The 25437-nt window shown below is 40.8% G+C and carries 25 protein-coding genes; 20 read left to right on the forward strand and 5 right to left on the reverse strand.

The window, feature by feature from the left end:
- Positions 1-86: 86 nt before the first annotated feature.
- From pbp1b to FQT67_RS00780, 16 genes are all read left to right on the forward strand, one after another.
- Entirely contained in the window at positions 87-2387 is a 2301-nt protein-coding gene (gene pbp1b / locus FQT67_RS00705) for a penicillin-binding protein PBP1B (RefSeq protein ID WP_046177412.1), read from the forward strand.
- A 263-nt stretch (positions 2388-2650) separates the two neighbouring features.
- Positions 2651-6217: a DNA-directed RNA polymerase subunit beta gene (rpoB, locus tag FQT67_RS00710; RefSeq protein WP_046177413.1), complete on the forward strand. Its 3567-nt coding sequence runs from the start codon at positions 2651-2653 to the stop codon at positions 6215-6217.
- A gap of 90 nt (positions 6218-6307) precedes the next feature.
- Complete coding sequence (gene rpoC / locus FQT67_RS00715; protein WP_046177414.1) at positions 6308-9949, forward strand: DNA-directed RNA polymerase subunit beta'; 3642 nt, start codon at positions 6308-6310, stop codon at positions 9947-9949.
- Between the two features lie 202 nt (positions 9950-10151).
- The gene (locus FQT67_RS00720; RefSeq protein WP_003055257.1) at positions 10152-10517 is read left to right on the forward strand and encodes a DUF1033 family protein; all 366 of its coding nucleotides are present in this window, start codon (positions 10152-10154) and stop codon (positions 10515-10517) included.
- A gap of 80 nt (positions 10518-10597) precedes the next feature.
- Positions 10598-11539, forward strand: coding sequence for a competence type IV pilus ATPase ComGA (gene comGA, locus FQT67_RS00725; RefSeq protein WP_014611930.1), 942 nt, complete (start codon positions 10598-10600; stop codon positions 11537-11539).
- Complete coding sequence (gene comGB, locus FQT67_RS00730; RefSeq protein WP_015057201.1) at positions 11475-12506, forward strand: competence type IV pilus assembly protein ComGB; 1032 nt, start codon at positions 11475-11477, stop codon at positions 12504-12506. The genes comGA and comGB overlap by 65 nt, the downstream gene beginning before the upstream one ends.
- Before the next feature lies 1 nt (position 12507).
- A complete protein-coding gene (gene comGC, locus FQT67_RS00735) occupies positions 12508-12834 on the forward strand; it encodes a competence type IV pilus major pilin ComGC (RefSeq protein WP_003055259.1) in 327 nt (108 codons plus the stop codon).
- Positions 12809-13237 (forward strand): competence type IV pilus minor pilin ComGD, encoded by a 429-nt coding sequence (comGD, locus tag FQT67_RS00740; protein ID WP_046177415.1) that lies wholly within the window; start codon positions 12809-12811, stop codon positions 13235-13237. Before comGC ends, comGD begins: the two co-directional genes overlap by 26 nt.
- Before the next feature lie 7 nt (positions 13238-13244).
- Positions 13245-13490: a competence type IV pilus minor pilin ComGE gene (gene comGE, locus FQT67_RS00745; protein WP_003058569.1), complete on the forward strand. Its 246-nt coding sequence runs from the start codon at positions 13245-13247 to the stop codon at positions 13488-13490.
- Positions 13471-13911: a competence type IV pilus minor pilin ComGF gene (gene comGF / locus FQT67_RS00750; protein ID WP_003061780.1), complete on the forward strand. Its 441-nt coding sequence runs from the start codon at positions 13471-13473 to the stop codon at positions 13909-13911. Before comGE ends, comGF begins: the two co-directional genes overlap by 20 nt.
- Positions 13912-13939: 28 nt before the next feature.
- Positions 13940-14263, forward strand: a complete 324-nt coding sequence (gene comGG / locus FQT67_RS00755) for a competence type IV pilus minor pilin ComGG (RefSeq protein WP_227985720.1) — start codon at positions 13940-13942, stop codon at positions 14261-14263.
- A 62-nt stretch (positions 14264-14325) separates the two neighbouring features.
- Positions 14326-15279 (forward strand): class I SAM-dependent methyltransferase, encoded by a 954-nt coding sequence (locus tag FQT67_RS00760; protein WP_003060701.1) that lies wholly within the window; start codon positions 14326-14328, stop codon positions 15277-15279.
- A gap of 58 nt (positions 15280-15337) precedes the next feature.
- Positions 15338-16534 (forward strand): acetate kinase, encoded by a 1197-nt coding sequence (locus tag FQT67_RS00765; RefSeq protein ID WP_015057203.1) that lies wholly within the window; start codon positions 15338-15340, stop codon positions 16532-16534.
- A gap of 305 nt (positions 16535-16839) precedes the next feature.
- A complete protein-coding gene (locus FQT67_RS00770; RefSeq protein ID WP_003058508.1) occupies positions 16840-17046 on the forward strand; it encodes a helix-turn-helix transcriptional regulator in 207 nt (68 codons plus the stop codon).
- A gap of 102 nt (positions 17047-17148) precedes the next feature.
- On the forward strand, positions 17149-17829 hold the full coding sequence (locus tag FQT67_RS00775) for a type II CAAX endopeptidase family protein (RefSeq protein ID WP_012766451.1): 681 nt from the start codon (positions 17149-17151) through the stop codon (positions 17827-17829).
- Positions 17830-17846: 17 nt separating this feature from the next.
- A complete protein-coding gene (locus FQT67_RS00780; protein ID WP_012766452.1) occupies positions 17847-18284 on the forward strand; it encodes a hypothetical protein in 438 nt (145 codons plus the stop codon).
- 138 nt (positions 18285-18422) lie between these two features.
- Here FQT67_RS00780 and proC read toward each other — a convergent pair whose 3' ends face one another.
- Both proC and pepA read right to left on the reverse strand, forming a co-directional pair.
- Positions 18423-19199, reverse strand: coding sequence for a pyrroline-5-carboxylate reductase (gene proC, locus FQT67_RS00785; RefSeq protein WP_046177417.1), 777 nt, complete (start codon positions 19197-19199; stop codon positions 18423-18425).
- A 46-nt stretch (positions 19200-19245) separates the two neighbouring features.
- Positions 19246-20313 (reverse strand): glutamyl aminopeptidase, encoded by a 1068-nt coding sequence (gene pepA, locus FQT67_RS00790; protein ID WP_046166119.1) that lies wholly within the window; start codon positions 20311-20313, stop codon positions 19246-19248.
- 557 nt (positions 20314-20870) lie between these two features.
- Here pepA and FQT67_RS00800 point away from each other — a divergent pair.
- From FQT67_RS00800 to FQT67_RS00815, 4 genes are all read left to right on the forward strand, one after another.
- Positions 20871-21155: a DUF4651 domain-containing protein gene (locus FQT67_RS00800; protein ID WP_003055815.1), complete on the forward strand. Its 285-nt coding sequence runs from the start codon at positions 20871-20873 to the stop codon at positions 21153-21155.
- Complete coding sequence (locus FQT67_RS00805; protein WP_003055817.1) at positions 21152-21469, forward strand: thioredoxin family protein; 318 nt, start codon at positions 21152-21154, stop codon at positions 21467-21469. Before FQT67_RS00800 ends, FQT67_RS00805 begins: the two co-directional genes overlap by 4 nt.
- A 17-nt stretch (positions 21470-21486) precedes the next feature.
- The gene (gene ytpR, locus FQT67_RS00810) at positions 21487-22113 is read left to right on the forward strand and encodes a YtpR family tRNA-binding protein (RefSeq protein ID WP_046177418.1); all 627 of its coding nucleotides are present in this window, start codon (positions 21487-21489) and stop codon (positions 22111-22113) included.
- Positions 22114-22263: 150 nt separating this feature from the next.
- Positions 22264-22659 (forward strand): single-stranded DNA-binding protein, encoded by a 396-nt coding sequence (locus tag FQT67_RS00815; protein WP_046177419.1) that lies wholly within the window; start codon positions 22264-22266, stop codon positions 22657-22659.
- 259 nt (positions 22660-22918) lie between these two features.
- Here FQT67_RS00815 and FQT67_RS00820 read toward each other — a convergent pair whose 3' ends face one another.
- The 3 genes from FQT67_RS00820 to hslO are packed head-to-tail and all read right to left on the reverse strand — an operon-like array spanning position 22919 to position 25416.
- Complete coding sequence (locus tag FQT67_RS00820; RefSeq protein ID WP_046177420.1) at positions 22919-23560, reverse strand: deoxynucleoside kinase; 642 nt, start codon at positions 23558-23560, stop codon at positions 22919-22921.
- 19 nt (positions 23561-23579) lie between these two features.
- On the reverse strand, positions 23580-24557 hold the full coding sequence (dusB, locus tag FQT67_RS00825; protein WP_002986502.1) for a tRNA dihydrouridine synthase DusB: 978 nt from the start codon (positions 24555-24557) through the stop codon (positions 23580-23582).
- Positions 24544-25416, reverse strand: a complete 873-nt coding sequence (hslO, locus tag FQT67_RS00830; RefSeq protein WP_003060359.1) for an Hsp33 family molecular chaperone HslO — start codon at positions 25414-25416, stop codon at positions 24544-24546. Before hslO ends, dusB begins: the two co-directional genes overlap by 14 nt.
- Positions 25417-25437: the final 21 nt, after the last annotated feature.

Here is a 25437-nt window from a genome sequence, read left to right on the forward strand (position 1 = left end):
ATTATAGTTTCGAATCATTATATCAAAAAACGCTACTGCTATGCAAGCTTTATCAAAGTTTGGTATAATAGAGATTGAGGTATTTTATGGTGAAATGGAACACAAAACGAAAAAGAAAAGGTGAGCAAGGGTTAGGTCTCTTAGATTTGGGACCTGTTCTTTTGCGTACCTTGAAACTGATGTCTAACTTTTTTTACATTATCATCTTTCTTTTTGGAATGATGGGAGCTGGTATAGCTTTGGGCTATTTGGCTAGTCAAATTGACTCTGTCAAGGTCCCAAGTAAAGCTAGTTTAGTCAAACAAGTTAAATCCTTAACCATGATTTCACAGATGAACTATTCTGATAATAGCGTGATTGCAACTCTAGATACAGATTTGCTCAGAACACCAGTAGCGAATGAGGCTATTTCAGATAATATTAAAAAGGCTATTGTCTCCACTGAGGATGAGAATTTCCAAGGACACCAGGGTGTTGTGCCAAAAGCTGTTTTTCGAGCAACGTTAGCTTCAGTGCTAGGGTTTGGTGAATCAAGTGGTGGTTCAACCTTGACACAGCAGTTGGTCAAACAGCAGGTATTGGGCGATGACCCAACCTTTAAACGGAAATCTAAGGAAATTATCTATGCACTTGCCTTGGAGCGTTATATGTCCAAGGATGATATTTTGTCTAACTATTTGAATGTTTCTCCTTTTGGGCGTAATAATAAGGGACAAAATATTGCTGGTGTGGAAGAAGCAGCGCGTGGCATTTTTGGAGTGTCAGCCAAGGACTTAACTGTTCCGCAGGCAGCTTTCCTAGCGGGACTTCCACAGAGTCCTATTGTTTATTCTCCTTACATGTCAACGGGTCAAATGAAATCAGAAGAGGACATGTCTTATGGCATCAAGCGTCAGCAAAACGTGTTATACAATATGTATCGGACTGGTGTCCTAACGAAAAAGGAATACGACGATTACAAAGCTTACCCAATTAGTAAGGACTTTATTCAGCCAGGAAGTGTTACCGTTACAAATCACGATTACCTCTATTACACGGTTTTGGCAGATGCTAAAAAGGCTATGTATAGCTATTTAATCAAACGAGACAAGGTCTCTAGTCGTGACTTGAAAAATGATGCAACCAAAGCAGCATATGAAGAAAGAGCATTGACAGAACTGCAACAAGGTGGCTACACGATTACCACAACTATTAATAAGCCGATTTACAATGCTATGCAGACAGCGGCAGCGCAATTTGGTGGCCTTTTAGATGATGGGACAGGCACTGTTCAAATGGGAAATGTCTTGACTGATAATGCAACCGGAGCTATCCTAGGTTTTATTGGTGGTAGAGACTATGCTCTTAACCAAAATAATCATGCATTTGATACGGTTCGTTCTCCAGGATCTAGCATTAAACCAGTTATATCTTACGGCCCTGCTATCGACCAGGGGTTAATGGGAAGCGCTAGCGTTCTATCTAACTACCCAACGACCTACTCGAGTGGCCAAAAGATTATGCACGCTGATAGTGAGGGGACAGCTATGATGCCTCTTCAAGAAGCGATTAACACCTCTTGGAATATTCCTGCCTTTTGGACACAGAAATTATTACGTGAAAAAGGCGTTGATGTTGAAGACTACATGACCAAGATGGGTTATAAGATTGCAGACTATTCTATTGAAAGTCTACCGCTTGGTGGAGGAATCGAAGTGTCTGTTGCTCAACAAACCAATGCCTATCAAATGATTTCAAATAATGGAATGTATCAAAAGCAATACCTTGTGGACAAGATTACTGCCAGTGATGGAACAGTGGTTTACCAGCATGAAAGCAAGCCAGTTCGTGTCTTTTCTGCACCAACAGCCACTATTTTGCAAGATTTATTGCGAGGCCCAGTCTCTTCAGGAGCTACGACAACCTTCAAGAGCCGTTTGGCAGCAATCAATCCTAGTTTGGCTAATGCTGATTGGATTGGTAAGACAGGAACAACCGAGAATTACACTGATGTGTGGCTCGTTCTGGCGACGCCAAGGGCTACTTTAGGAGGTTGGGCAGGCCACGATGATAATACCTCACTGGCACCGATGACAGGTTATAACAATCACTCTAATTACCTTGCTCATTTAGCTAATGCTATTAATCAGGCTGATCCTAATGTTCTTGGTGGCGGGCAACGCTTTGCACTTGATCCAGGAGTTGTCAAAGCTTCAGTCTTGAAGTCAACGGGTCTGCAGCCAGGAACAGTCACGGTCAATGGCCGAGCCTTCTCTGTCGGAGGAGAAATGACGACTAGCTTATGGGCTCAAAAGGGTCCGGGAGCGATGACTTACCGATTTGCTATCGGAGGAACAGATGCTGACTATCAAAAAGCTTGGGCAAGTTTTGGTGGTAAGAAAAATTAAGTTGCATTTTGTCGGAAAATAGTGTATAATATCTGTAACTATTTGTCGTCCAATCTAGCTGAAATATTGTCCAGCTAGGAAGAACAGCAGTTAAATCACACTGATAAAGTCAGATTTAGCTGCTCTTTTTGTGCCTATTTTTAAGAAAAATAGGGTTTGTAACCCATATTTAAAGATTCTAAAAATTCACACCGAGGACAAATAATCATTTAGTTGCGATTTGCTGAAACAGCAAAGCTTAAAAAGAAGAAGGAGCTAAAAACTTGGCAGGACATGAAGTTCGATACGGAAAACACCGTACACGTCGTAGCTTTTCAAGAATCAAAGAAGTTCTTGATTTACCAAATTTGATTGAAATTCAAACTGACTCATTCCAAGATTTCCTTGATTCAGGCTTGAAAGAAGTATTTGAAGATGTACTTCCTATTTCAAACTTTACGGATACTATGGAACTTGAATTTGTTGGTTACGAATTCAAAGAACCAAAATACACCCTTGAAGAGGCTCGTATCCACGATGCAAGTTACTCTGCACCAATCTTTGTTACCTTTCGCTTGGTCAATAAAGAAACTGGTGAAATCAAGACACAAGAAGTTTTCTTCGGTGACTTCCCTATCATGACGGAAATGGGTACTTTTATCATCAATGGTGGTGAACGTATTATCGTTTCTCAGTTGGTTCGTTCTCCTGGTGTTTATTTCAACGATAAGGTTGATAAAAATGGTAAGGTTGGTTACGGATCAACAGTGATTCCTAACCGTGGTGCTTGGTTGGAGTTGGAAACTGACTCAAAAGACATTGCCTATACTCGTATTGACCGTACGCGTAAGATTCCATTCACAACTTTGGTTCGTGCACTTGGATTCTCAGGTGATGATGAAATTGTTGATATTTTTGGAGAAAGTGACCTCGTTCGCAATACCATTGAAAAAGATATCCACAAAAACCCAAGCGATGCTCGTACAGATGAAGCCCTCAAAGAAATTTATGAGCGTCTTCGTCCAGGTGAGCCAAAAACTGCAGATAGCTCTCGTAGCCTATTGATTGCACGTTTCTTTGATGCTCGTCGTTACGATTTGGCTGCTGTTGGTCGCTATAAAGTGAACAAAAAACTTAATATCAAGACTCGTCTCTTGAACCAAATCATTGCTGAAAACCTTGTGGATGCTGAAACTGGCGAAATCTTGGTAGAAGCTGGAACTGAAATGACACGCAGCGTCATTGAATCTATCGAAGAACACCTTGATGGTGATTTGAACAAGTTTGTTTACACTCCGAATGATTATGCGGTGGTTACAGAACCTGTTGTTCTTCAAAAATTCAAGGTTGTGTCACCAATTGACCCTGACCGCGTGGTAACTATTGTTGGTAATGCCAATCCAGATGACAAGGTACGTGCCTTGACACCTGCTGATATTTTGGCAGAAATGTCTTACTTCTTGAACCTTGCTGAAGGTCTTGGAAAAGTTGACGATATTGACCACTTGGGTAACCGTCGTATCCGTGCCGTTGGTGAATTGCTTGCCAACCAGTTCCGCATCGGTCTTGCTCGTATGGAGCGTAACGTGCGTGAGCGTATGTCTGTTCAAGACAACGATGTGTTAACACCACAACAAATCATCAATATCCGTCCTGTCACAGCAGCTGTTAAAGAATTCTTCGGTTCTTCTCAGTTGTCACAGTTCATGGACCAACACAACCCATTGTCAGAGTTGTCTCACAAACGTCGTTTATCTGCCTTAGGACCTGGTGGTTTGACACGTGACCGTGCTGGTTATGAGGTTCGTGACGTGCATTACACGCATTATGGCCGTATGTGTCCGATTGAAACGCCTGAAGGACCAAACATTGGTTTGATTAACAACTTGTCTTCATTTGGACATCTTAATAAATATGGTTTCATCCAAACACCTTACCGTAAGGTTGACCGTGCGACTGGTAGGGTAACTAACGAAATTGTTTGGTTGACTGCTGATGAAGAAGACGAGTACACAGTTGCACAGGCCAATTCGAAATTAAACGAAGATGGCACTTTTGCTGAAGAAATCGTTATGGGTCGTCACCAAGGTAATAACCAAGAATTTTCTGCAAGTGTTGTTGATTTCGTTGACGTTTCTCCAAAACAGGTAGTTGCTGTTGCGACGGCATGTATTCCTTTCTTGGAAAACGATGACTCCAACCGTGCCCTCATGGGTGCCAACATGCAACGTCAGGCTGTGCCATTGATTGATCCAAAAGCACCATATGTTGGTACTGGTATGGAATATCAAGCTGCCCATGACTCTGGTGCTGCGGTTATCGCTCAGCATAATGGTAAAGTTGTCTTTTCTGATGCTGAAAAAGTTGAAGTTCGTCGTGAAGATGGCTCACTTGATGTTTACCACATTACCAAATTCCGTCGTTCAAACTCAGGAACAGCCTATAACCAACGCACCCTTGTTAAAGTAGGAGACATTGTTGAAAAAGGTGATTTCATCGCTGATGGACCTTCTATGGAAAATGGTGAAATGGCCCTTGGACAAAACCCAGTCGTTGCTTACATGACTTGGGAAGGTTACAACTTCGAGGACGCTGTTATCATGAGTGAACGTCTTGTGAAAGAAGATGTCTACACATCTGTTCACTTGGAAGAATTTGAGTCAGAAACACGTGATACAAAGCTTGGGCCTGAAGAAATCACTCGCGAAGTACCAAACGTTGGTGAAGAAGCCCTCAAAGACCTTGATGAAATGGGAATTATCCGTATCGGTGCTGAGGTTAAAGAAGGCGACATCTTAGTAGGTAAAGTCACACCTAAAGGTGAAAAAGACCTCTCTGCTGAAGAGCGTCTCTTGCATGCCATCTTTGGAGATAAATCACGTGAAGTTCGTGATACGTCTCTTCGTGTCCCTCACGGTGGTGATGGTATCGTTCGTGATGTGAAAATCTTTACACGCGCTAACGGCGATGAATTGCAATCGGGTGTTAACATGCTGGTTCGTGTTTACATTGCTCAAAAACGTAAGATTAAAGTCGGAGATAAAATGGCCGGTCGTCACGGAAACAAGGGTGTCGTTTCACGTATTGTACCAGTTGAAGACATGCCATACCTTCCAGATGGAACACCAGTTGATATCATGTTGAACCCTCTTGGGGTGCCATCACGGATGAACATTGGTCAGGTTATGGAGCTTCACCTTGGTATGGCTGCTCGTAACCTTGGTATTCACATTGCAACACCTGTCTTTGATGGGGCTTCATCAGAAGACCTTTGGGACACTGTTCGTGAAGCTGGTATGGATAGCGATGCTAAGACGGTCCTTTATGATGGACGTACTGGTGAACCATTTGACAATCGTGTATCCGTTGGTGTCATGTACATGATTAAACTCCACCACATGGTTGATGATAAACTTCATGCCCGTTCGGTAGGACCATACTCACTTGTTACCCAACAACCACTTGGAGGTAAAGCTCAATTTGGTGGACAACGTTTTGGTGAGATGGAGGTTTGGGCCCTTGAAGCTTACGGTGCATCAAATGTTCTTCAAGAAATCTTGACTTACAAGTCAGATGATGTGACTGGACGTTTGAAAGCTTATGAAGCCATTACTAAAGGTAAGCCAATTCCAAAACCAGGTGTACCAGAATCCTTCCGTGTTCTTGTAAAAGAATTGCAATCGCTTGGTCTTGATATGCGTGTGCTTGACGAGGATGATAATGAAGTGGAACTTCGTGATCTTGATGAAGGTGAAGACGATGATATTATGCATGTTGACGATCTCGAGAAGGCACGTGAAAAACAAGCTCAAGAAACCCAAGAAGTTTCTGAAACAACTGACGAAAAATAAGCAATCAATTCTTATTAAATAATTATTTACTGGTCTGGGGCAAAGGCCCCAGGAACTGGTAAAGTCATCAAAGGCAGAAAGGTAAAACTAGTGGTTGACGTAAATCGTTTTAAAAGTATGCAAATCACATTAGCCTCACCAAGTAAGGTCCGTTCATGGTCTTATGGTGAAGTTAAAAAACCTGAAACAATCAACTACCGTACACTGAAACCAGAACGTGAAGGACTCTTTGACGAAGTCATCTTTGGTCCAACAAAAGACTGGGAATGTGCGTGTGGGAAATACAAACGTATCCGTTATAAAGGAATCGTGTGTGACCGCTGTGGGGTTGAGGTAACTCGTGCTAAAGTACGTCGTGAACGTATGGGTCACATTGAGTTAAAAGCTCCTGTATCACACATCTGGTACTTCAAAGGGATTCCATCACGTATGGGATTGACTCTTGACATGAGCCCTCGTGCCCTTGAAGAAGTTATTTATTTTGCGGCTTATGTGGTCATTGACCCAATGGATACTCCGCTTGAACCAAAATCATTATTAACAGAACGCGAATACCGTGAAAAACTTCAGGAGTATGGACACGGATCATTCATTGCTAAGATGGGTGCTGAAGCCATTCAAGATCTCTTGAAACGTGTTGATTTGGCAGCTGAAATCGCTGAATTAAAAGAAGAATTGAAATCTGCTTCTGGTCAAAAACGGATTAAGGCAGTTCGTCGTTTGGACGTGCTTGATGCCTTCCACAAATCTGGAAATAAACCAGAATGGATGGTTATGAACATCTTGCCAGTTATTCCGCCAGATCTTCGTCCGATGGTTCAATTGGATGGTGGCCGTTTTGCGGCATCAGATTTGAATGACTTGTACCGTCGTGTCATTAACCGTAACAACCGTTTGGCACGTTTGTTAGAACTTAATGCCCCAGGTATTATTGTTCAAAATGAAAAGCGGATGCTTCAAGAGGCGGTAGATGCGCTGATTGATAACGGTCGTCGTGGTCGTCCAATTACTGGACCAGGTAGTCGTCCATTGAAATCATTGAGCCACATGCTTAAAGGTAAACAAGGGCGTTTCCGTCAAAACTTACTTGGTAAACGTGTAGACTTCTCTGGACGTTCCGTTATCGCTGTTGGTCCGACCCTTAAAATGTACCAATGTGGTGTCCCACGTGAAATGGCTATCGAACTCTTTAAACCATTTGTAATGCGCGAGATTGTTGCCAAAGAATATGCTGGTAACGTTAAAGCCGCTAAACGTATGGTTGAACGTGGAGACGAACGCATCTGGGATATCTTAGAAGAAGTTATCAAAGAACACCCAGTTCTTCTTAACCGTGCACCGACCCTCCACAGACTTGGTATTCAAGCTTTTGAACCCGTTCTGATTGACGGTAAGGCACTTCGTCTTCACCCACTTGTGTGTGAGGCCTACAATGCCGACTTCGATGGAGACCAAATGGCCATCCACGTGCCACTTTCAGAAGAAGCACAAGCTGAAGCTCGTCTTTTGATGCTTGCTGCAGAGCACATCTTGAACCCTAAAGATGGTAAACCAGTTGTTACCCCATCTCAGGATATGGTTCTTGGTAACTACTATCTTACGATGGAAGATGCTGGTCGCGAAGGCGAAGGTATGATTTTCAAGGATAAAGACGAAGCTGTGATGGCATATCGTAATGGTTATGCTCATCTTCATAGTCGTGTGGGTATCGCTGTTGACAGCATGCCAAACAAACCTTGGAAAGATAATCAAAGACATAAAATCATGGTGACAACTGTTGGTAAGATTCTCTTTAACGATATCATGCCAGAGGACCTTCCTTACCTCCAAGAGCCAAACAATGCCAACTTGACAGAAGGAACACCTGATAAATACTTCCTTGAACCTGGTCAAGACATCCAAGAAGTGATTGATCGCTTAGACATCAATGTGCCATTTAAGAAGAAAAACCTCGGTAACATCATTGCGGAAACCTTCAAACGTTTCCGTACAACAGAAACATCAGCCTTCCTTGACCGCTTGAAAGACCTTGGTTACTACCATTCAACCCTTGCTGGTTTGACAGTGGGTATCGCTGACATTCCTGTTATTGATAATAAAGCTGAAATCATTGATGCTGCTCACCATCGTGTTGAAGAAATTAACAAAGCCTTCCGTCGTGGTTTGATGACAGATGATGACCGTTATGTTGCCGTTACAACAACATGGCGTGAAGCTAAAGAAGCCCTTGAAAAACGTCTGATTGAAACACAAGATCCTAAGAACCCAATCGTTATGATGATGGACTCAGGAGCTCGTGGTAACATCTCAAACTTCTCACAGCTTGCTGGTATGCGTGGTTTGATGGCTGCTCCTAACGGACGCATCATGGAACTTCCTATCTTGTCAAACTTCCGTGAAGGTTTGAGCGTTTTGGAAATGTTCTTCTCAACCCACGGTGCACGTAAAGGGATGACCGATACGGCCCTTAAAACAGCCGACTCAGGTTACCTTACTCGTCGTTTGGTTGACGTTGCCCAAGATGTTATCATTCGTGAGGACGATTGTGGCACTGATCGTGGTCTTCTTATCCGTGCTATTACCGATGGTAAAGAAGTTACCGAAACGCTTGAAGAGCGTCTTCAAGGTCGTTACACACGTAAATCAGTCAAACACCCTGAAACTGGTGAAGTCTTGATTGGTGCTGACCAATTAATCACTGAAGACATGGCACGTAAGATTGTTGATGCGGGTGTTGAAGAAGTGACCATTCGTTCTGTCTTTACCTGTGCGACTCGTCATGGTGTCTGCCGTCACTGTTATGGTATCAACCTTGCAACTGGTGATGCTGTTGAAGTGGGTGAAGCAGTTGGTACCATCGCTGCCCAATCTATCGGTGAGCCTGGTACTCAGCTTACCATGCGTACCTTCCACACGGGTGGTGTAGCCTCAAATACCGATATCACACAGGGTCTTCCTCGTATTCAAGAAATCTTTGAAGCGCGTAACCCTAAAGGGGAAGCGGTCATTACTGAAGTGAAAGGTAATGTCGTCGAGATTGAAGAAGATGCGTCAACTCGTACCAAGAAAGTCTACGTTCAAGGTAAAACTGGTATGGGTGAATACGTCGTACCATTTACAGCACGTATGAAAGTTGAAGTTGGCGACGAAGTTAATCGCGGAGCTGCTCTTACAGAAGGGTCAATCCAACCGAAACGTCTCCTTGAAGTACGTGATACCTTGTCAGTTGAAACTTATCTTCTTGCAGAAGTGCAAAAAGTTTACCGTAGCCAAGGGGTAGAAATCGGGGATAAACACGTTGAGGTAATGGTTCGCCAAATGCTTCGTAAAGTTCGTGTCATGGATCCAGGTGATACAGACCTCCTTCCAGGAACATTGATGGATATTTCTGATTTCACAGATGCTAATAAAGATATTGTTATCTCTGGTGGTATTCCTGCGACATCTCGTCCAGTTCTTATGGGAATTACGAAAGCTTCCCTTGAAACCAATTCCTTCTTATCAGCTGCATCCTTCCAAGAAACAACTCGTGTTCTTACAGATGCTGCCATCCGTGGTAAAAAAGATCATCTTCTTGGTCTTAAAGAAAATGTTATCATTGGTAAAATCATTCCAGCTGGTACTGGTATGGCGCGCTACCGTAACATTGAACCACAAGCAATCAATGATGTTGAAGTTATTGACAAGCCAGAAGTTTCTGAAGAAACAGTTGCTGCAACTGAAACAGAATAATATTAAAAAGAGTCCTGAGGGGCTCTTTTTGTGATATTGAGAAGCAAGCGAGGAAGACCTGTTGTTATTGCGGTAACTATCACCATAATTGTCCCTCTAGTTATCATAACCCGATGACAAAGGAATAGAAGTCCCCCAATGAGCAGATATTTTTCAAAAACCTTTTAATTTAGCTATAATAAGCATAAGAGGAATAGGTATTATGTATCAAGTAATAAAAATGTATGGTGATTGGGAACCCTGGTGGTTCATCGATGGGTGGCAAGATGATATTTTAGAAGAAAAGAAGTTTGATGAGTGGACAGAAGCTTTTGCCTATTTTGAGGAAGAATGGCAGAACATGAGAAATCATTTTCCAAGTTACCACAGTCAAAAGAATCTCCTGGCCACATTTTGGGAGAAAAAAGATACGAGATGGTGTGAGGATTGTGGTGAAGATTTGCAGCAATATCATTCTATATTACTGTTGAAAAATAGGGATATTGTGCCTAATACACATTATATGCCTGGTTTTGAACAGAGAAATGATTCACCTCAAAATGCATCATTCTGTAAGCTAAATTTATAAACGCGCTCAAAACAGAAGAAAATGTCATTAGTTTGGCATTTTCTTTTTTTGTTTTACGAATAAATCAATGAGGGGGCGTTATGGTACAAGCATTAGCAAGATCTATTTTGAAAGAAGCTGAGCAGATTCAAGCTCAAGATATCTATATTTTGCCAAAGGAAAATCAGTATGAGCTATTGATAAGGGTAGGAGATGAAAGGAGATTGGTGGATGTTTATCGGGGCGATCGGATGGCTCATCTTATTAGTCACTTTAAGTTCGTTGCAGGAATGACCGTTGGTGAGAAACGACGCTGTCAAGTCGGTTCTTGTGATTATGATATCGGTGGAGACACACTTTTGTCTCTACGCCTGTCTAGTGTTGGAAATTACCGTGGACAAGAGAGCCTAGTGATTCGGTTATTACATCATCAACAAAGAAGTTTACATTACTGGTTTGACGGACTGAAAACAGTTGCACGTCAGATTGGAGGCCGAGGACTCTATCTTTTTGCAGGTCCAGTCGGATCAGGCAAAACGACTTTGATGCACCAATTGATTGCTGATTATTATCAAGGAGCACAGGTCATTAGCATAGAAGATCCGGTGGAAATTAAAAATCATCAAGCGCTCCAATTACAAGTTAATGATAGTATTGGTATGACTTACGACAACTTGATCAAACTATCTTTACGGCATCGCCCTGATATTTTAATCATTGGTGAAATTCGAGACAGCCAGACAGCTAGAGCGGTTATTAGAGCAAGTTTAACAGGTGTCTTAGTATTTTCAACAGTTCATGCCAAAAGCATTTCTGGTGTTTATGCCAGATTACTAGAACTAGGAGTGACAAGAGCAGAATTAGACAATTGTTTGGCTTTGGTTGCTTACCAACGATTGCTTAATGGAGGAGCATTGATTGACTCAACTCAAACAGAATTTGAACACTACTCACCAAACCAATGGAATCAGAAAATTGATGACCTTCTTGCAGCGGGACATCTCAGTCCGGAGCAAGCAAGGTTTGAAAAAATTATCCAGTAAGGAACAATACAAACTAATTCAGCTATTAGCTAACCTTTTGTTAACAGGATTTAACTTGGCTGAGATAATAGCTTTCTTAACAAAAAGTCATTTGATTCCCGAGCCCTATGTTCTCCGCATGGAAGAAGCACTCTTAAAAGGTCGAGGGCTGGCAGATATGTTAGCTGGGATAGGTTTTTCGGATGCTATTTTAACTCAAATTAGTTTAGCAGATGGTCACGGAAACATTGAGACGACGCTTGTTAATATTCAGGGCTATCTCAACCAAATGGCTAAACTTAAACGAAAAACCATTGAAGTCGTCACCTATCCGATTATTCTCCTGGTATTTCTTTTTGTGATGATATTAGGGTTAAGGCATTATGTTATGCCTCAATTAGAAGCTCAAAATCAGCTTACTATTTTTCTGACTCATTTTCCAGCTATTTTCTTTGGTATTATCCTTTTTATAGGTGTGCTGTTAGGGGGAATTTGGCTGCATTGGCGATCGCAAAGTCGCCTCAAGCTTTTTACTCACTTCAGTGCTTATCCTGTTTTAGGGAAACTCTTACAACAGTATCTGACGGCTTATTATGCTAGAGAATGGGGAACATTGATTGGACAGGGACTTGAATTACCAGTCATTCTGGATATTATGGCCATGGAGAAATCTTTATTCATGCAAGAATTGGCTGAAGATATTCGAGTTAGTTTATTGGCAGGACAAGCTTTTCATGATAAGGTAGCTACCTATCCTTTCTTTAAAAAAGAGTTAAGTTTGATGATTACTTATGGAGAGATTAAATCCAAGTTAGGAAGTGAACTAGAGATTTATGCTCAAGAGAGTTGGACTCAGTTTTTCAGCCAACTTCATCAAGCAACTCAGTTTATTCAACCGATTATCTTTTTAGTGATTGCTCTGACGATTGTCATGATTTATGCAGCAATTTTATTACCAATTTATCAAAATATGGGAGGCGTTTTATAAAATGAAAAACCAATGGAAACCATTACGGCAATACCAACTACAAGCTTTCACACTTCTAGAAATGTTACTGGTAATTTTAGTCATCAGTGTCTTAATGCTCTTATTTGTACCTAATTTAAGCAAACAAAAAGATAGGGTTACCGAAACAGGAAATGCTGCTGTTGTCAAATTAGTGGAGAATCAAGCAGAGTTGTACGAATTATCGCAAGGATCAAAACCAAGTTTAAGTCAATTAAAGACTGATGGCAGTATTACAGATAAGCAGGTAAAAGCTTACACAGACTATTATGGAAAACACAGAGATGAGACTCAAAAACTGCAACCTTAAAGCTTTCACAATGCTTGAAAGCTTATTAACGCTATCAGTAACAAGTTTTATTGTCTTGGGGTTATCTGTGCCTGTGACAAGTAGTTATCGAAGGGTTCAGGAACAGCTTTTTTTCACTCGTTTTGAGCACTTTTATCGTCACCAACAAAAGTTGGCTATTTTGGAACATGATCAACGGGTTTTGACAATTTCTTCGAAACAAATGCTAGCGGCAGAGGAGTCGTTAATAATACCTGACTTGATAAGGGTTAAGAATAGCCAGCAATTGGTTATTGATCAAATGGGAGGAAATCATTCTTTAGCAAAGATAATATTCGAGACGACTGATCAACGGGTAACTTATCAATTTTATCTAGGGAGTGGAAATTATCAAAAAACAAGTCAAAGCTTACATCGCTCTTGAGAGTGTCATGGCAACAGGACTCCTCGTAGCTATTGTCATACTGGTTCTAACAAGTTTGGAGCAAAGTCAGACAAGGTTGACATATTATCGCAGCCAACAAGAAAAGCTCAACCTAGCTCTGATGGCAGTACAAACTGGTCAAGCGTCTCTCAATATGAATGATTATCGTCTGACGGTTTTACGCACAGAAAAAACACTTATCGTTAGGGATCAGGAAGGAGAAGTTATTAGAATTGAAAAAAAGGACAGGTAGGGTCCAAGCATTTACTTTTTTAGAGGCTTTAATTGCCTTACTGGTGATATCAGGTTCTCTTCTAGTGTATCAAGGATTGACCAAAACACTCCTTAGCCACAGTCGCTACCTTACCAAAAATGATCAAGACCATTGGCTTTTGTTCTCCCAGCAGTTACGAGAAGAGTTAAGTGGAGCGCGATTTCACAAAGTAGAGAACAATAAATTATATATCGAAAAAGGCAAGAAAAAACTAGTTTTAGGACAATTTAAAAGCCATGACTTTCGAAAATCGGCAGGCAATGGACAAGGTTATCAACCCATGCTGTTTGGCCTGTCTCATAGTCATATACAAGCAGAGCAGTCTCGTATTCGTATTACCCTTCACTGGAAAAGTGGACTAGAAAGGACCTTCTACTATGCGTTTCAAGACCAACCTTAAAGCAGGGATACTGTTGTATAGCATGTTTATGGCTTGTGTTTTTATGTTGGTTTTGCAGGTCTATCTTTATCAAGTCTCTTATTGTCATAAAGAATACCAAGCTCAGACAGCCTATGTGAGAGCAAGGTTAATGGCAGAAATGGTTTATCAGACGCAAAATCAAGACCTTGAGCGGGTTGTCTTTGAAGAAGGAGTGGTTACGTCACGTTTTAATAAGCATCAACACGTAATGACTGTCACTCTTGGTCAGAAAAAGCACTACCAATTTTACTACCCGAGAAATACTAAACAGCCATCCAAGGAGAATGCAAGTCAAGCAATCTCGTTACCAGATGGGACTCTTTCTCCATAAACTTAGGGGATTTAAGATTGGGATTCCTTTTCATTTAAGGTGTAATCTGATATGATAGGTATATGAATTTTGAAAAAATTGAAGAAGCCTATCAGTTACTTTTAGAGAATAGTCAACTGATTGAAAATGATCTAAAAACACATATTTATGATGCCATCGTTGAGCAAAACTCTTTTTATTTAGGTGCTGAGGGAGCTAGTCCTCAAGTTGCCCAGAACATTAACAAACTGAAAGCCTTACACCTGACTAAAGAAGAATGGCGGAGAGCTTACCAGTTTATTTTTATTAAGGCAGCTCAGACTGAGCAGCTCCAAGCAAACCATCAGTTCACGCCAGATGCTATTGGTTTCATTCTGCTGTATCTTTTGGAACAATTGAGTGACAAAGATAGCCTAGAAGTCCTTGAAATTGGCAGTGGTACGGGAAATCTAGCACAAACTCTCCTCAATAATACGAGTAAGAAACTTGATTATGTAGGAATTGAACTTGACGACCTCTTAATTGATTTATCAGCAAGTATTGCTGAAGTAATGGACTCTTCAGCTCGTTTTATTCAAGAAGATGCGGTAAGACCGCAATTGTTAAAAGAAAGCGATGTTGTTATCAGTGACTTGCCAGTGGGTTATTATCCTAATGATGACATTGCTAAGCGCTATAAGGTAGCTAGTTCTGAGGAACACACCTATGCTCATCATTTACTCATGGAACAATCTTTAAAGTATTTGAAAAAAGATGGTTTTGCCATTTTCTTGGCACCTGTCAATTTGTTGACAAGCTCTCAGAGCCAATTGTTGAAAAATTGGTTAACTGGCTATGCCCAGGTAGTGGCCTTGATTACTCTACCAGATTCTATATTTGGTCATCCCTCTAATGCTAAGTCCATTATTGTCTTGCAAAAGCAGACAGACCATCCGATGGAAACCTTTGTTTATCCTATTCGAGACTTGAAACTTGCAGAGAATATTCATGACTTTATGCAAAATTTCAAAAAATGGAAACAGGATAATGTCAATTAACTGATTTTTTGTTATAATAAAATAGCATCATAGAAAACGATTTCAAGAGAGGTTAAAAATGTCCAAGACAATTGCAATTAATGCAGGTAGTTCTAGTTTAAAATGGCAACTTTATCAGATGCCAGAAGAAGAAGTGTTAGCACAAGGAATCATTGAGCGTATTGGTCTCAAAGACTCTATCTCAACTGTTAAGTACGATGGTAAAAAAGAAGAGCAAATTCTTGATATTCACGATCATGCCGAAGCCGTTAAAATCTTGTTGAACGATTTGATTCATTTTGGTATTATCGCTGCTTATGATGAAATTACAGGTGTCGGTCACCGCATCGTCGCAGGTGGTGAATACTTTAAAGAATCAGTTGTTGTCGACGATACTGTTGTCGAACAAGTTGAAGAATTATCAGCCTTAGCTCCACTTCACAATCCTGGAGCGGCGGCAGGGATTCGTGCCTTCCGTGATATTTTGCCAGATATTACCAGTGTTTGTGTGTTTGACACATCATTCCACACCAGCATGGCAAAACATACTTACCTTTACCCAATTCCTCAAAAATATTATACGGATTATAAAGTTCGTAAATATGGAGCTCATGGGACAAGTCATAAATATGTGGCAGAAGAAGCTGCAAAAATGCTTGGTCGTCCATTAGAAGAATTAAAATTAATTACTGCTCATATTGGAAATGGTGTCTCAATTACAGCTAATTACCACGGTAAATCAGTTGATACCTCAATGGGATTCACTCCATTAGCTGGTCCTATGATGGGAACACGTTCTGGTGACATTGACCCAGCTATCATTCCTTATTTAATTGAGCAAGACCCAGAGTTAAAAGACGCTACTGACGTTGTTAATATGTTAAACAAAAAATCAGGTCTTGGAGGAGTATCAGGTATTTCTAGCGATATGCGTGATATCGAGGCTGGCCTACAAGAAAACAATCCAGATGCTGTTTTAGCTTACAATATTTTCATTGATCGCATTAAAAAATTCATCGGTCAATACTTTGCTGTTTTGAATGGGGCAGATGCTTTAGTCTTTACAGCTGGTATGGGTGAGAATGCACCATTGATGCGTCAAGACGTTATTGGTGGCTTAACATGGTTCGGAATGGACATTGATCCTGAGAAAAATGTTTTTGGATACCGTGGCGACATTTCAACTCCTGAGTCAAAAGTGAAGGTGCTTGTTATCTCCACAGACGAAGAATTGTGTATTGCGCGTGACGTTGAACGTTTAAAAAATACAAAATAAAAGAGACTAAGTCTCAATAGATTAACCAAGTAAGGTAAAGTCATTGCTTTCCCTACTTGGTTTTTTTGATAGTCTTCAAACGATTTCCACCACTATTATCATCCTGTAAGCAGTGAATCAAAGTATCTAAAAGGGACATTGAGAAGGCAATCTGATAAAAAGAACGACGGTTCCAGACAATTAGAAGTTGATTTCAGTAACACTATTTTAGAATGACAAATAAGTGAGAAAAGTATTGACAAAAAATGTAAAGGAAACTATACTATAAATGTAAAGTTAACTTGACATAATTTTTGGAGGATGAGATGGATAATCGTATTCAGGAACTCCGTAAAGCTAGACATATTAGCCAAGCAGAACTAGCGGATGCTATGAATGTGACAAGGCAGACGATTATTTCCTTGGAAAAAGGAAGATATAATGCCTCTCTTGAGTTGGCTTATAAACTTGCTATTTTTTTTCAATTAAGCATTGAAGAAATTTTCTTGTTTGATCAAGAAGAGAGTGATTAGCGGTGGAACGAAACAACAAGGAGAGTTTGATTAGTTACTATTTTGGGGAGTATTCTCCAGTAGTCTAGCCATTTATTTTAGAAAATGCATAAGGAAATTAGGATGACAACGGGATATATTACTAAGTTAAAAGCAATATTTGCTAGGCTGAGATGGTTTTTGTTAGCTCTGATAGTGATAGTATTGGAACAGCTGCCAACTTTATGGATTAGGAAAGGACAGCCTTTTGGGCAGGTTCTCATCATCACAGGTATTTTGTTACTAATCACAACAGTTGTTTTTTATTTTGGGAAAAGACTTGGTTTGTTAGGCAATAAAAGGGTTCCTGAGGATGAGTATCGTTGGCTATGGATTGGGTTAGGACTTGTTTCCTTATTTGCTGTTCAGATTATCGGTAAAATGATTTTAGTCATTGAGAAAGGCCAACAGGCTGATACAGTGAATCAATCAGCGATTCTTGGGGTGGGAATGCATCCGATTCTTCTGGTAACTTTGGTAGGACTTGTGGCTCCTATTGTGGAGGAAATCGTTTTTCGTGGTCTACTATATGATAAATTATTTGGACCTAAGTCCTATATAGGACTGATGTTTAGCAGTTTCATGTTTGGTCTTATTCATGTGCCCACTGATTTTGGAAGCTGGATTATTTACGGCGGTATGGGGCTTATTTTGGGGCTTGTGTATCGAAAAACACAAAAATTAGAACACGTCATGCTGGTTCACTTTTTGAATAACGGCATAGCCCTGATATTGATTGCTTTTGCGACAAAGATGATTTCTTAAAATAAGGAGATTGAGGTATGAAAAAGGAACCTTCACTTAAACAAAAATGTCAGTACTGGGAAAAGGTCTATACTCGAATTGGCCATGTATTGGTTGCTTTAGGCTTTTTATCCGCGACTTGGGGTATTTGGTTAATGACACGTGGAAATATGAGACAGGGAACTCTGTTCTTTTTCCTTGCCCCCTTGTTTTTGATTGCTTCAACTTTTTTCTTTTATGTGTTTACAGAACCTACTGATTTAAAAAACTATTTGGTGGCTCTACATGATGAGCGTAATCGTGCCATTCGAAAACAGACACAGGTTTACTGCTTTTACGTGATCATTAATCTTTTTATTGTTTTATACTTTTTCTTCCCCCAATTAACTATTCGAGATCTTGTGTCGTATAAATTGCCTTTGATCCTAGCTTATCTTTATTTCTTCCTTAGACATTGGGTTTCTAAAAAAATGTAACCCCATCCTGAACATTTTAAAGACGCGAAAACACCCCTGTTTGAGACTGTTTCAACTTCCTTGTTAGCTGTACTGTCTAACAAGGAGATGAGTTGTCCTTGAACGGGGTGTTTTGCTAAGTGGGGTGCTTGGTAGCACCTATTTTTGTAAATGTTTCGCCTTATCAATGGTTTTGTCAATGGCAGAGCTGACAGTGGCTGTGAGGCCGAGGCGTTCTAATTCCATCAGCCCAGCAATAGTCGTTCCTCCAGGACTGCAGATGGCGTCAATAAACTCATTAGGACTTTGTTGACTGGCCAAAAGGTTATTGGCGCTTGCCAAAACAGTCTGGGTAATAATGTTAAGAGCTTTTAGTTTAGGAAGACCATTGTTAACCCCGGCTTTGGCCAAGGCCTCAATAAAGAGATAAATGTAAGCAGGGCTTGATCCTGCTAGAGCAGTAAAGGTATCAAAATCTTTTTCGTCAATGACAAAAGTGCTGCCAAAACTATCGGTTAGCTCTTGTACGCTTGCTTGTAATTCCTTGGAGACCAGAGCATTTCCAGTAATGGCAGTGCTGCTTTGGAGAATTTGAGCATTCATGTTTGGCATAATACGTAGTAAAGGGAGGTCTTCCCCTACTAAGGTTGCTAGGTCTTGGAGCGAAATGCCAGCGGCCATAGAGATAATAGGCTGTCTAAAATGGAGTGGGTGGAGAACAGCCTTAAATAGCTGAGGTTTAATGCCTAAAATAACGAGGTCCACTTGATCAATAAGCTCTTGATGAGATGAAGCGTAACTAAGTGATAACTGCTCTGCAATCTCTCTAGACCGTTCCAAGGAAGATCCAGAGATAATCAGTTCATGTGGTGTTTTTTTTAAGCCTGTAATCATAGCGCTAGCCATTTTGCCAACACCAATAATACCAATTTTCATGTTGCAACTCCTTGTGAATAGTTGTGATAAACCTGGTCTTCGACTGTTAATAACGTTTGATTAAGTCAACAGTTGAGCGATCAAGTTTTTTGACAATGGCTTGTAAGAAGGTTTGTGCTTCTACGAAATCATCCATAGCGTAGAGGGTTTGGTGAGAGTGAATGTAACGTGCACAGACCCCGATGGTAGTAGATGGAACGCCACTATTTTGAAGATGTGCAGCTCCTGCGTCGGTACCACCTTTACCACAATAGTATTGGAAACTTACACCGGCTTCCTCAGCCGTTGTGAGTAAGAAGTCACGCATATCCTTGAGCATGACATGGCCTGGGTCGTAAAAGCGCAATAAGGTACCATCTCCGATTGTTCCAGGATTGCCATAAATATCACCAGCAGGGGAGCAATCCACCGCAAAGAATAATTCAGGGTCGAACTTGGTGGTTGAGACGTGGGCTCCACGCAGACCAACTTCTTCCTGAACATTTGCTCCTGCAATGAGGGTATTGTTAAGGTCTTGCCCTTTTAGAGCTTCAAGCATTTCCGTTACCATGAGGACGCCATAGCGATTATCCCAAGCTTTTGAAATGATATTTTTTTGATTAGCTGTTAGGATAGTTTCAGATTGAGGGACGATGATATCTCCTGGTGTAATGCCAAAGCTTTCAGCTTCTGCCTTATCCGTAAAACCACCATCAAACACAATATCTTCGATGTTAGGGAGGCTAGCAGAACCATTTGCCCCACGTAAAAAATGAGGAGGTACTGATCCTGAGATTAGTGGGATAGCCTGTCCAGTACGGGTGTAGAGAGTGAACCGTTGTGAACTGACAACAAGTGGGTTCCAGCCACCGATACCAACCACGCGCAGTGTGCCGTCTGCTTTGATGTCACTTACCATAAATCCGACTTCATCCATATGAGCAGCCACTAAAATACGGGGGGCTTTTTCAGCTTTACTATCTCTAATACCAAAAATGCCCCCAAGTCCGTCTGTTTCAACACGGTCAACAAGCGGCGTTATTTTTGTACGGAGATAATCGCGGACACTGTGCTCATAGCCGGCAATGCCATCTAATTCTGTCACTTCTTTGATTTTTGAAAATAAGTCTGTCATCTGTTACTCCATTAATAAGGGTTTAGACAAGTTTATGCTTGTCGTCTATCTTATATTTTACCACTTTTTAGGTAAGAATGGATGATCATTTCAAGGATGAAGACTGGAGAAAAAATACTCAGAAAGCTCACAGTAAGGTGAAATGATGTTAACACTAAGCAAAAATCCTAGAGATTAAAACTCTCTAGGATTTCTATGAAGGGGAGATGCCTTTTTGCCATAAGCTGTTTTTTTAGGAAGCAAGGTGATTATCAAAATGATAAAGCAAAGGCTGGTCAGTAAGAATAGTAGGGCGCTTATGATGCGAAAAGACTCTCCACTGGCGAAAAGTAAGGATAATGGGGTCATAAAGGAACCTTCCATCTTCTATCAATTAATTTTTTGGTATAGTTAATAAATAAATAAACTATACCTAATCATTATAAATTAAGTTTAATTGCTTTTGTATTCTTTGTCAAGTCTTAAAGAGATAAAAACATTATTTTTCCTTGTAGCTTAGCCTCTCTTTTTGAATTTGGGCTAGCCCATTTAAACTATTTTGTGATAAAATGAAAAGTATGAACAAAAAGCAAACAGGTATCCTGTCAGGCCTCTTGGGGGCAGGGCTTGTCCTAGGTCTTGGATTAATGATAAATGACTATTATCAAGAAAAAGAACGTCAGCACATCACAAGGGACTTACGTGCCTTTTTTTCAGACTTGGGACACATTGACGTTTTATATGTAACTCCTAAATTGCCTAGAGTAGTCCAGGTTTCTGGTGGCGTGGTCATGGCAGATGGTAGACACTACACGTACACTTATGATAGAGGCCAGATTAGCATTGAGGAGGAGCGAATATGATTGTGCCAAGTACTTATGAGGAACTAGCAGGATTGATTGAAAATGAAGATAAACTGGTTTTGTTTTTCACAGCTGACTGGTGCCCAGATTGCCAATTTATCTATCCTGTGATGCCAGATATTGAGGCAGAACATACCAATATGACCTTTGTGCGCGTTAACCGAGATCAGTTTATTGAAGTGGCACAAAAGTGGGATATTTTTGGTATTCCTAGTTTTGTCGTGATTGAAAAAGGTCAGGAAGTAGGGCGTCTGGTTAACAAAATGAGAAAGACAAAAACTGAGATTATGCATTTTTTAGCTGCTTATCAATAAGAAAAGAGGAAGAATAAATGATTTTTGCATACAATAAAGAACAAGTTGGCGATGTCTTGATGGTTATCTTACAAGACACCAAAGATATCAAACGTCAAGTAGAACGAAAAGGAAAAGTAGCCCGTGTTTTTGCAGAGGAAAACGGCAAAACCCTTGCTTGGAATATCTTTGAAGCGTCGAGTTTAGTTACCCTTACTGGTAATGGGCAAGTCTTTTTGACTGATGAAGATGTGGCTACTTTAAATGATGAATTGGCTAAAGAAGGATTTTCAGAAAGACTTGAACCGACTGCGGGACCTGTTTTTGTCGTTGGTCAAATCGTGGAGATGGTGGCTCATCCAGATAGCGACCATTTGAATATTTGCCAAGTGGCTATTGGTGAGGATCAAACGGTTCAAATCGTAGCGGGCGCACCAAATGCTGCGCTTGGTTTAAAAACGATTGTTGCCTTACCAGGTGCTATAATGCCAAATGGTAGTCTGATTTTCCCAGGAAAATTGCGTGGTGAAGAAAGTTATGGTATGATGTGCTCTCCTCGTGAGTTAGCCTTGCCAAATGCACCGCAAAAACGTGGCATTATTGAACTTGATGAGTCAGCTGTGGTAGGAGAAGCTTTTGACCCAGCCAAACATTGGAAAGGTTAGAAAAACCAGCTTAAATAGGACTGTATTTAACTAAATGACCAGAAAAAAGGATTAGGAGCCCCTAGTCCTTTTTTCTTATGTTTTCAAAAACGTTTAAAATGAAACTTATTTTACCACAATTTTTACGAATAATAAGGTAAGGAGGTCAGTATGTATAATAAAGTGATAGCAATCGGTCGTTTGGTAGCTAAACCAGAATTGGTAAAAACAGCTACGGATAAGCATGTGGCACGTCTCTCTTTAGCTGTTAATCGAAGATTTAAAAATGCTTCTGGAGAGCGAGAAGCGGATTTTATCTCTGTTGTTGTTTGGGGAAAGTTAGCTGAAACCTTGGTTTCTTATGCTAGCAAAGGTAGTTTGATGTCTATTGATGGCGAACTTAGGACTCGCAAGTATAATAAAGATGGGCAAGTGCATTATGTGACAGAAGTTCTCTGCCAATCATTTCAACTGCTTGAAAGTCGTGCTCAGCGCGCTATGAGAGAAAATAATGTTACTAATGATCTAGTTGATTTAGTCTTAGAAGAAGATACTCTTCCCTTTTGATAGGGGATAATGCCTCTCATCACGGTTCAGCTGATTACTGAAATATATGATGAGGTGATACCCGAGCAACAAAAGTGTGACCAGATACTTCTGATAAAAATAAAAAAACACCTTACGAGTATGAACGAAGTTTCAAGTGCTAGATGTTGGAACTTTGTTCATCATAGGAATAGTAGGGTGTTTTTTAGTGTATTACTTCTTTTTGTTGCTAGTGTTAAGGTTTACTTGCTTACAAACGGTTATCAGGCCACTAGAATTCTTATAATAAATGGAGCTCTTTGAGTTTGGTGTCAATCATTTTTAAGACAGTCGCCAAATCTTGTGGTTTTTGAACGAAGTCAAGGGAATTGCCATCAATTTTCATTTTTGGAGAGACCTTGTAGTCTTCGTACCAGGTTGGGTATTCACCGTGGACTTGATGGTAATATTGCTCAAGACTAGGATTGCCGTCGACCTGCTCAAAACTTCGGCCACGTTTTTCAATGCGCTCAAGCATTTTGTCAAAAGACACATCAATGTAGATGAGAAGATCAGGGCGTTTTTTAGGCATGCCTTCTAGTTCTTCTAACATGTTGGCGAGAAGTTCCTGATAGATGTCAAGTTCTGTCTTAGTGACATTGCCATTTTTGTAGTTAAGTTTTAAAAAGAGTTCGTCTTCAAAAATAGAGCGGTCAAGAATGTTGTTATCGGCTTGATAAGCTTCTTTGATAGACTTAAACCGTTTATTCAAAAAATAAATTTGAAGTAAAAAGGCGTACTTTTTAGGGTCTTGGTAGTAGAGGTCTAGCACGGGGTTATTATCAACAGCTTCGTAAAAAACGTCAGTTCCTAAATGCTCTCCAAGTGCAGCAGCAAGCGAGCTCTTGCCAGCCCCAATTGTTCCAGCTAGTACAATCAACATGCGTCTCCTTCTAATATCATTAGCGTACTGTTTCGAAGATGGCTTCAACCTCAGCTAGAGTCTCAGCGCGTGAAACAGCACCACGAACTTTGGCAGCACCTGCTGTTCCACGAAGATAGTGTGGCGCTAAGCCCCGAAATTCCCGAACAGCAATGGTTTCACCTTTGAGGTTAATCAGGCGTTTGAGGTGGTCTTTGGCGATGTCTAATTTTTTGGCAAAGGGAAGATCTGGCAATTCTTGACCAGTTTCAAAGAAATGATTGATTTGGGTAAAAAGATAAGGATTGTTCATGGCTGCGCGGCCAATCATCACGGCATCTACACCGATTTCTTCAATCATAAATTTGGCGTCTTGCACCGAACGCACGTCCCCATTTCCAATAAAGGGAATCTTAGTGATGGCCTTAGAAACTCGGGCCAATGTCTCATGGTCGCAGGTTCCTGTATACATTTGCTCACGGGTACGGCCATGCATGGCAAGAGCAGATACACCTGCCGACTCAGCGGCAAGGGCATTTTCAACAGCAAGTGAACTATCCGCCCAACCTGTACGCATTTTGACAGTCAGTGGAATATCTAAAACAGACGTGACTTCCTTGACAATGTGGTAAATCTTATCAGGGTCACGGAGCCACTTGGCACCAGCCTCGTTTTTGACAACTTTATTAACAGGGCAGCCCATATTAATATCAACAATATCGGCCTTGGTATTGGTTTGAATGAAATCAGCTGCACGTTTCAACCCTTCTGCGTCACCACCAAATAATTGAATGGACATAGGGTGCTCATTTTCATCAATATGGAGCATGTGAAGGGTCTTTTCGTTGTTGTAGAGCAGCCCTTTTTCGGAAATCATTTCCATAACCACCAAACCAGCACCAAATTCTTTGGCGATGGTACGAAAGGCAGAGTTGGTCACGCCAGCCATGGGAGCAAGGACAGTGCGGTGGGGGATTTCCACATCACCAATCCTAAAGGAAGAATTAAGCTTTGTCATTGATGAGGGCCTCCAAATCACTTTCATTAAATTGGTACTTGGTACCACAAAATTGGCAAACAATCTCAGCACCCTTATCTTCGTCAATCATGGCCTGTAAATCTGCTTTTGGCAAGGTCATTAGGGCTGCTTCAAAACGTTCTCTAGAACAGTCACATTGGAAGCTTAGCGGTTCTTCAGAAAGACGCTTGTAAGGTTCATCTCCATAGATGGCCTCCAACAGAGCATCCACATGATTTTCAGAAGTTAGTAGTTGAGAAATGGCAGGCATTTCTTGTAGGCGTTTTTCATAGCGAGCAATCTCTTCTTCAGAAGCGCCTGGTAGCACCTGCACCATAAAGCCACCAGCAACCTTAACCTTATCATTTTCATCTAAAAGCACATTAAGTCCTATTGCAGATGGTGTTTGCTCTGATTCGGTTAAGTAGTAGGCAAAATCCTCACCAATTTCCCCAGTAATAAGAGGCGTTGTTGAGGTGTAAGGGTTACCTGTGCCATAATCAATAATCGTCACAAAATGACCATTCCCCATAAAAGGCCCAACAAGGACTTCACCTGTTGCGGTCTTTTTAATATCGACACCAGTATTTTGAATGTAACCTTTCACATGTCCTTTGGTATCTGCCACAGAGATAATGTGTCCAAAAGAAGAATCACCAATCACTTTGACGGTGATTTTACTATCGCCTTTTTGATTAGCCGCCAAAATCTGGTTGGCGATCAAGGTACGGCCAAGCGCAACAGTAGACGATGACAGCGTGTTGTGTTTTTCTTGAGCTAATGCAACCGTCTCAGTGCTATCAAGGACATAAGCCCTAAAAGCCCCTGATTGTGCTATTGATTTAATTATTTTATCCATAACTTAAATTATAGCATAAAG

This window comes from Streptococcus sp. NCTC 11567, assembly GCF_902141215.1.
Classification (GTDB): domain Bacteria; phylum Bacillota; class Bacilli; order Lactobacillales; family Streptococcaceae; genus Streptococcus; species Streptococcus dysgalactiae.

Excerpts from the sequence above, each read along its gene's own strand:
- pbp1b (WP_046177412.1), top strand. The coding sequence starts at position 87 with ATGGTGAAATGGAACACAAAACGAAAAAGAAAAGGTGAGCAAGGGTTA.
- FQT67_RS00720 (WP_003055257.1), top strand. The coding sequence starts at position 10,152 with ATGTATCAAGTAATAAAAATGTATGGTGATTGGGAACCCTGGTGGTTC.
- comGA (WP_014611930.1), top strand. The coding sequence starts at position 10,598 with ATGGTACAAGCATTAGCAAGATCTATTTTGAAAGAAGCTGAGCAGATT.
- comGB (WP_015057201.1), top strand. The coding sequence starts at position 11,475 with ATGACCTTCTTGCAGCGGGACATCTCAGTCCGGAGCAAGCAAGGTTTG.
- comGC (WP_003055259.1), top strand. The coding sequence starts at position 12,508 with ATGAAAAACCAATGGAAACCATTACGGCAATACCAACTACAAGCTTTC.
- comGD (WP_046177415.1), top strand. The coding sequence starts at position 12,809 with ATGAGACTCAAAAACTGCAACCTTAAAGCTTTCACAATGCTTGAAAGC.
- comGE (WP_003058569.1), top strand. The coding sequence starts at position 13,245 with ATGGCAACAGGACTCCTCGTAGCTATTGTCATACTGGTTCTAACAAGT.
- comGG (WP_227985720.1), top strand. The coding sequence starts at position 13,940 with ATGGCTTGTGTTTTTATGTTGGTTTTGCAGGTCTATCTTTATCAAGTC.
- FQT67_RS00760 (WP_003060701.1), top strand. The coding sequence starts at position 14,326 with ATGAATTTTGAAAAAATTGAAGAAGCCTATCAGTTACTTTTAGAGAAT.
- FQT67_RS00765 (WP_015057203.1), top strand. The coding sequence starts at position 15,338 with ATGTCCAAGACAATTGCAATTAATGCAGGTAGTTCTAGTTTAAAATGG.
- FQT67_RS00770 (WP_003058508.1), top strand. The coding sequence starts at position 16,840 with ATGGATAATCGTATTCAGGAACTCCGTAAAGCTAGACATATTAGCCAA.
- FQT67_RS00775 (WP_012766451.1), top strand. The coding sequence starts at position 17,149 with ATGACAACGGGATATATTACTAAGTTAAAAGCAATATTTGCTAGGCTG.
- FQT67_RS00780 (WP_012766452.1), top strand. The coding sequence starts at position 17,847 with ATGAAAAAGGAACCTTCACTTAAACAAAAATGTCAGTACTGGGAAAAG.
- proC (WP_046177417.1), bottom strand. The coding sequence starts at position 19,199 with ATGAAAATTGGTATTATTGGTGTTGGCAAAATGGCTAGCGCTATGATT.
- pepA (WP_046166119.1), bottom strand. The coding sequence starts at position 20,313 with ATGACAGACTTATTTTCAAAAATCAAAGAAGTGACAGAATTAGATGGC.
- FQT67_RS00800 (WP_003055815.1), top strand. The coding sequence starts at position 20,871 with ATGAACAAAAAGCAAACAGGTATCCTGTCAGGCCTCTTGGGGGCAGGG.
- FQT67_RS00805 (WP_003055817.1), top strand. The coding sequence starts at position 21,152 with ATGATTGTGCCAAGTACTTATGAGGAACTAGCAGGATTGATTGAAAAT.
- ytpR (WP_046177418.1), top strand. The coding sequence starts at position 21,487 with ATGATTTTTGCATACAATAAAGAACAAGTTGGCGATGTCTTGATGGTT.
- FQT67_RS00815 (WP_046177419.1), top strand. The coding sequence starts at position 22,264 with ATGTATAATAAAGTGATAGCAATCGGTCGTTTGGTAGCTAAACCAGAA.
- FQT67_RS00820 (WP_046177420.1), bottom strand. The coding sequence starts at position 23,560 with ATGTTGATTGTACTAGCTGGAACAATTGGGGCTGGCAAGAGCTCGCTT.
- dusB (WP_002986502.1), bottom strand. The coding sequence starts at position 24,557 with ATGACAAAGCTTAATTCTTCCTTTAGGATTGGTGATGTGGAAATCCCC.
- hslO (WP_003060359.1), bottom strand. The coding sequence starts at position 25,416 with ATGGATAAAATAATTAAATCAATAGCACAATCAGGGGCTTTTAGGGCT.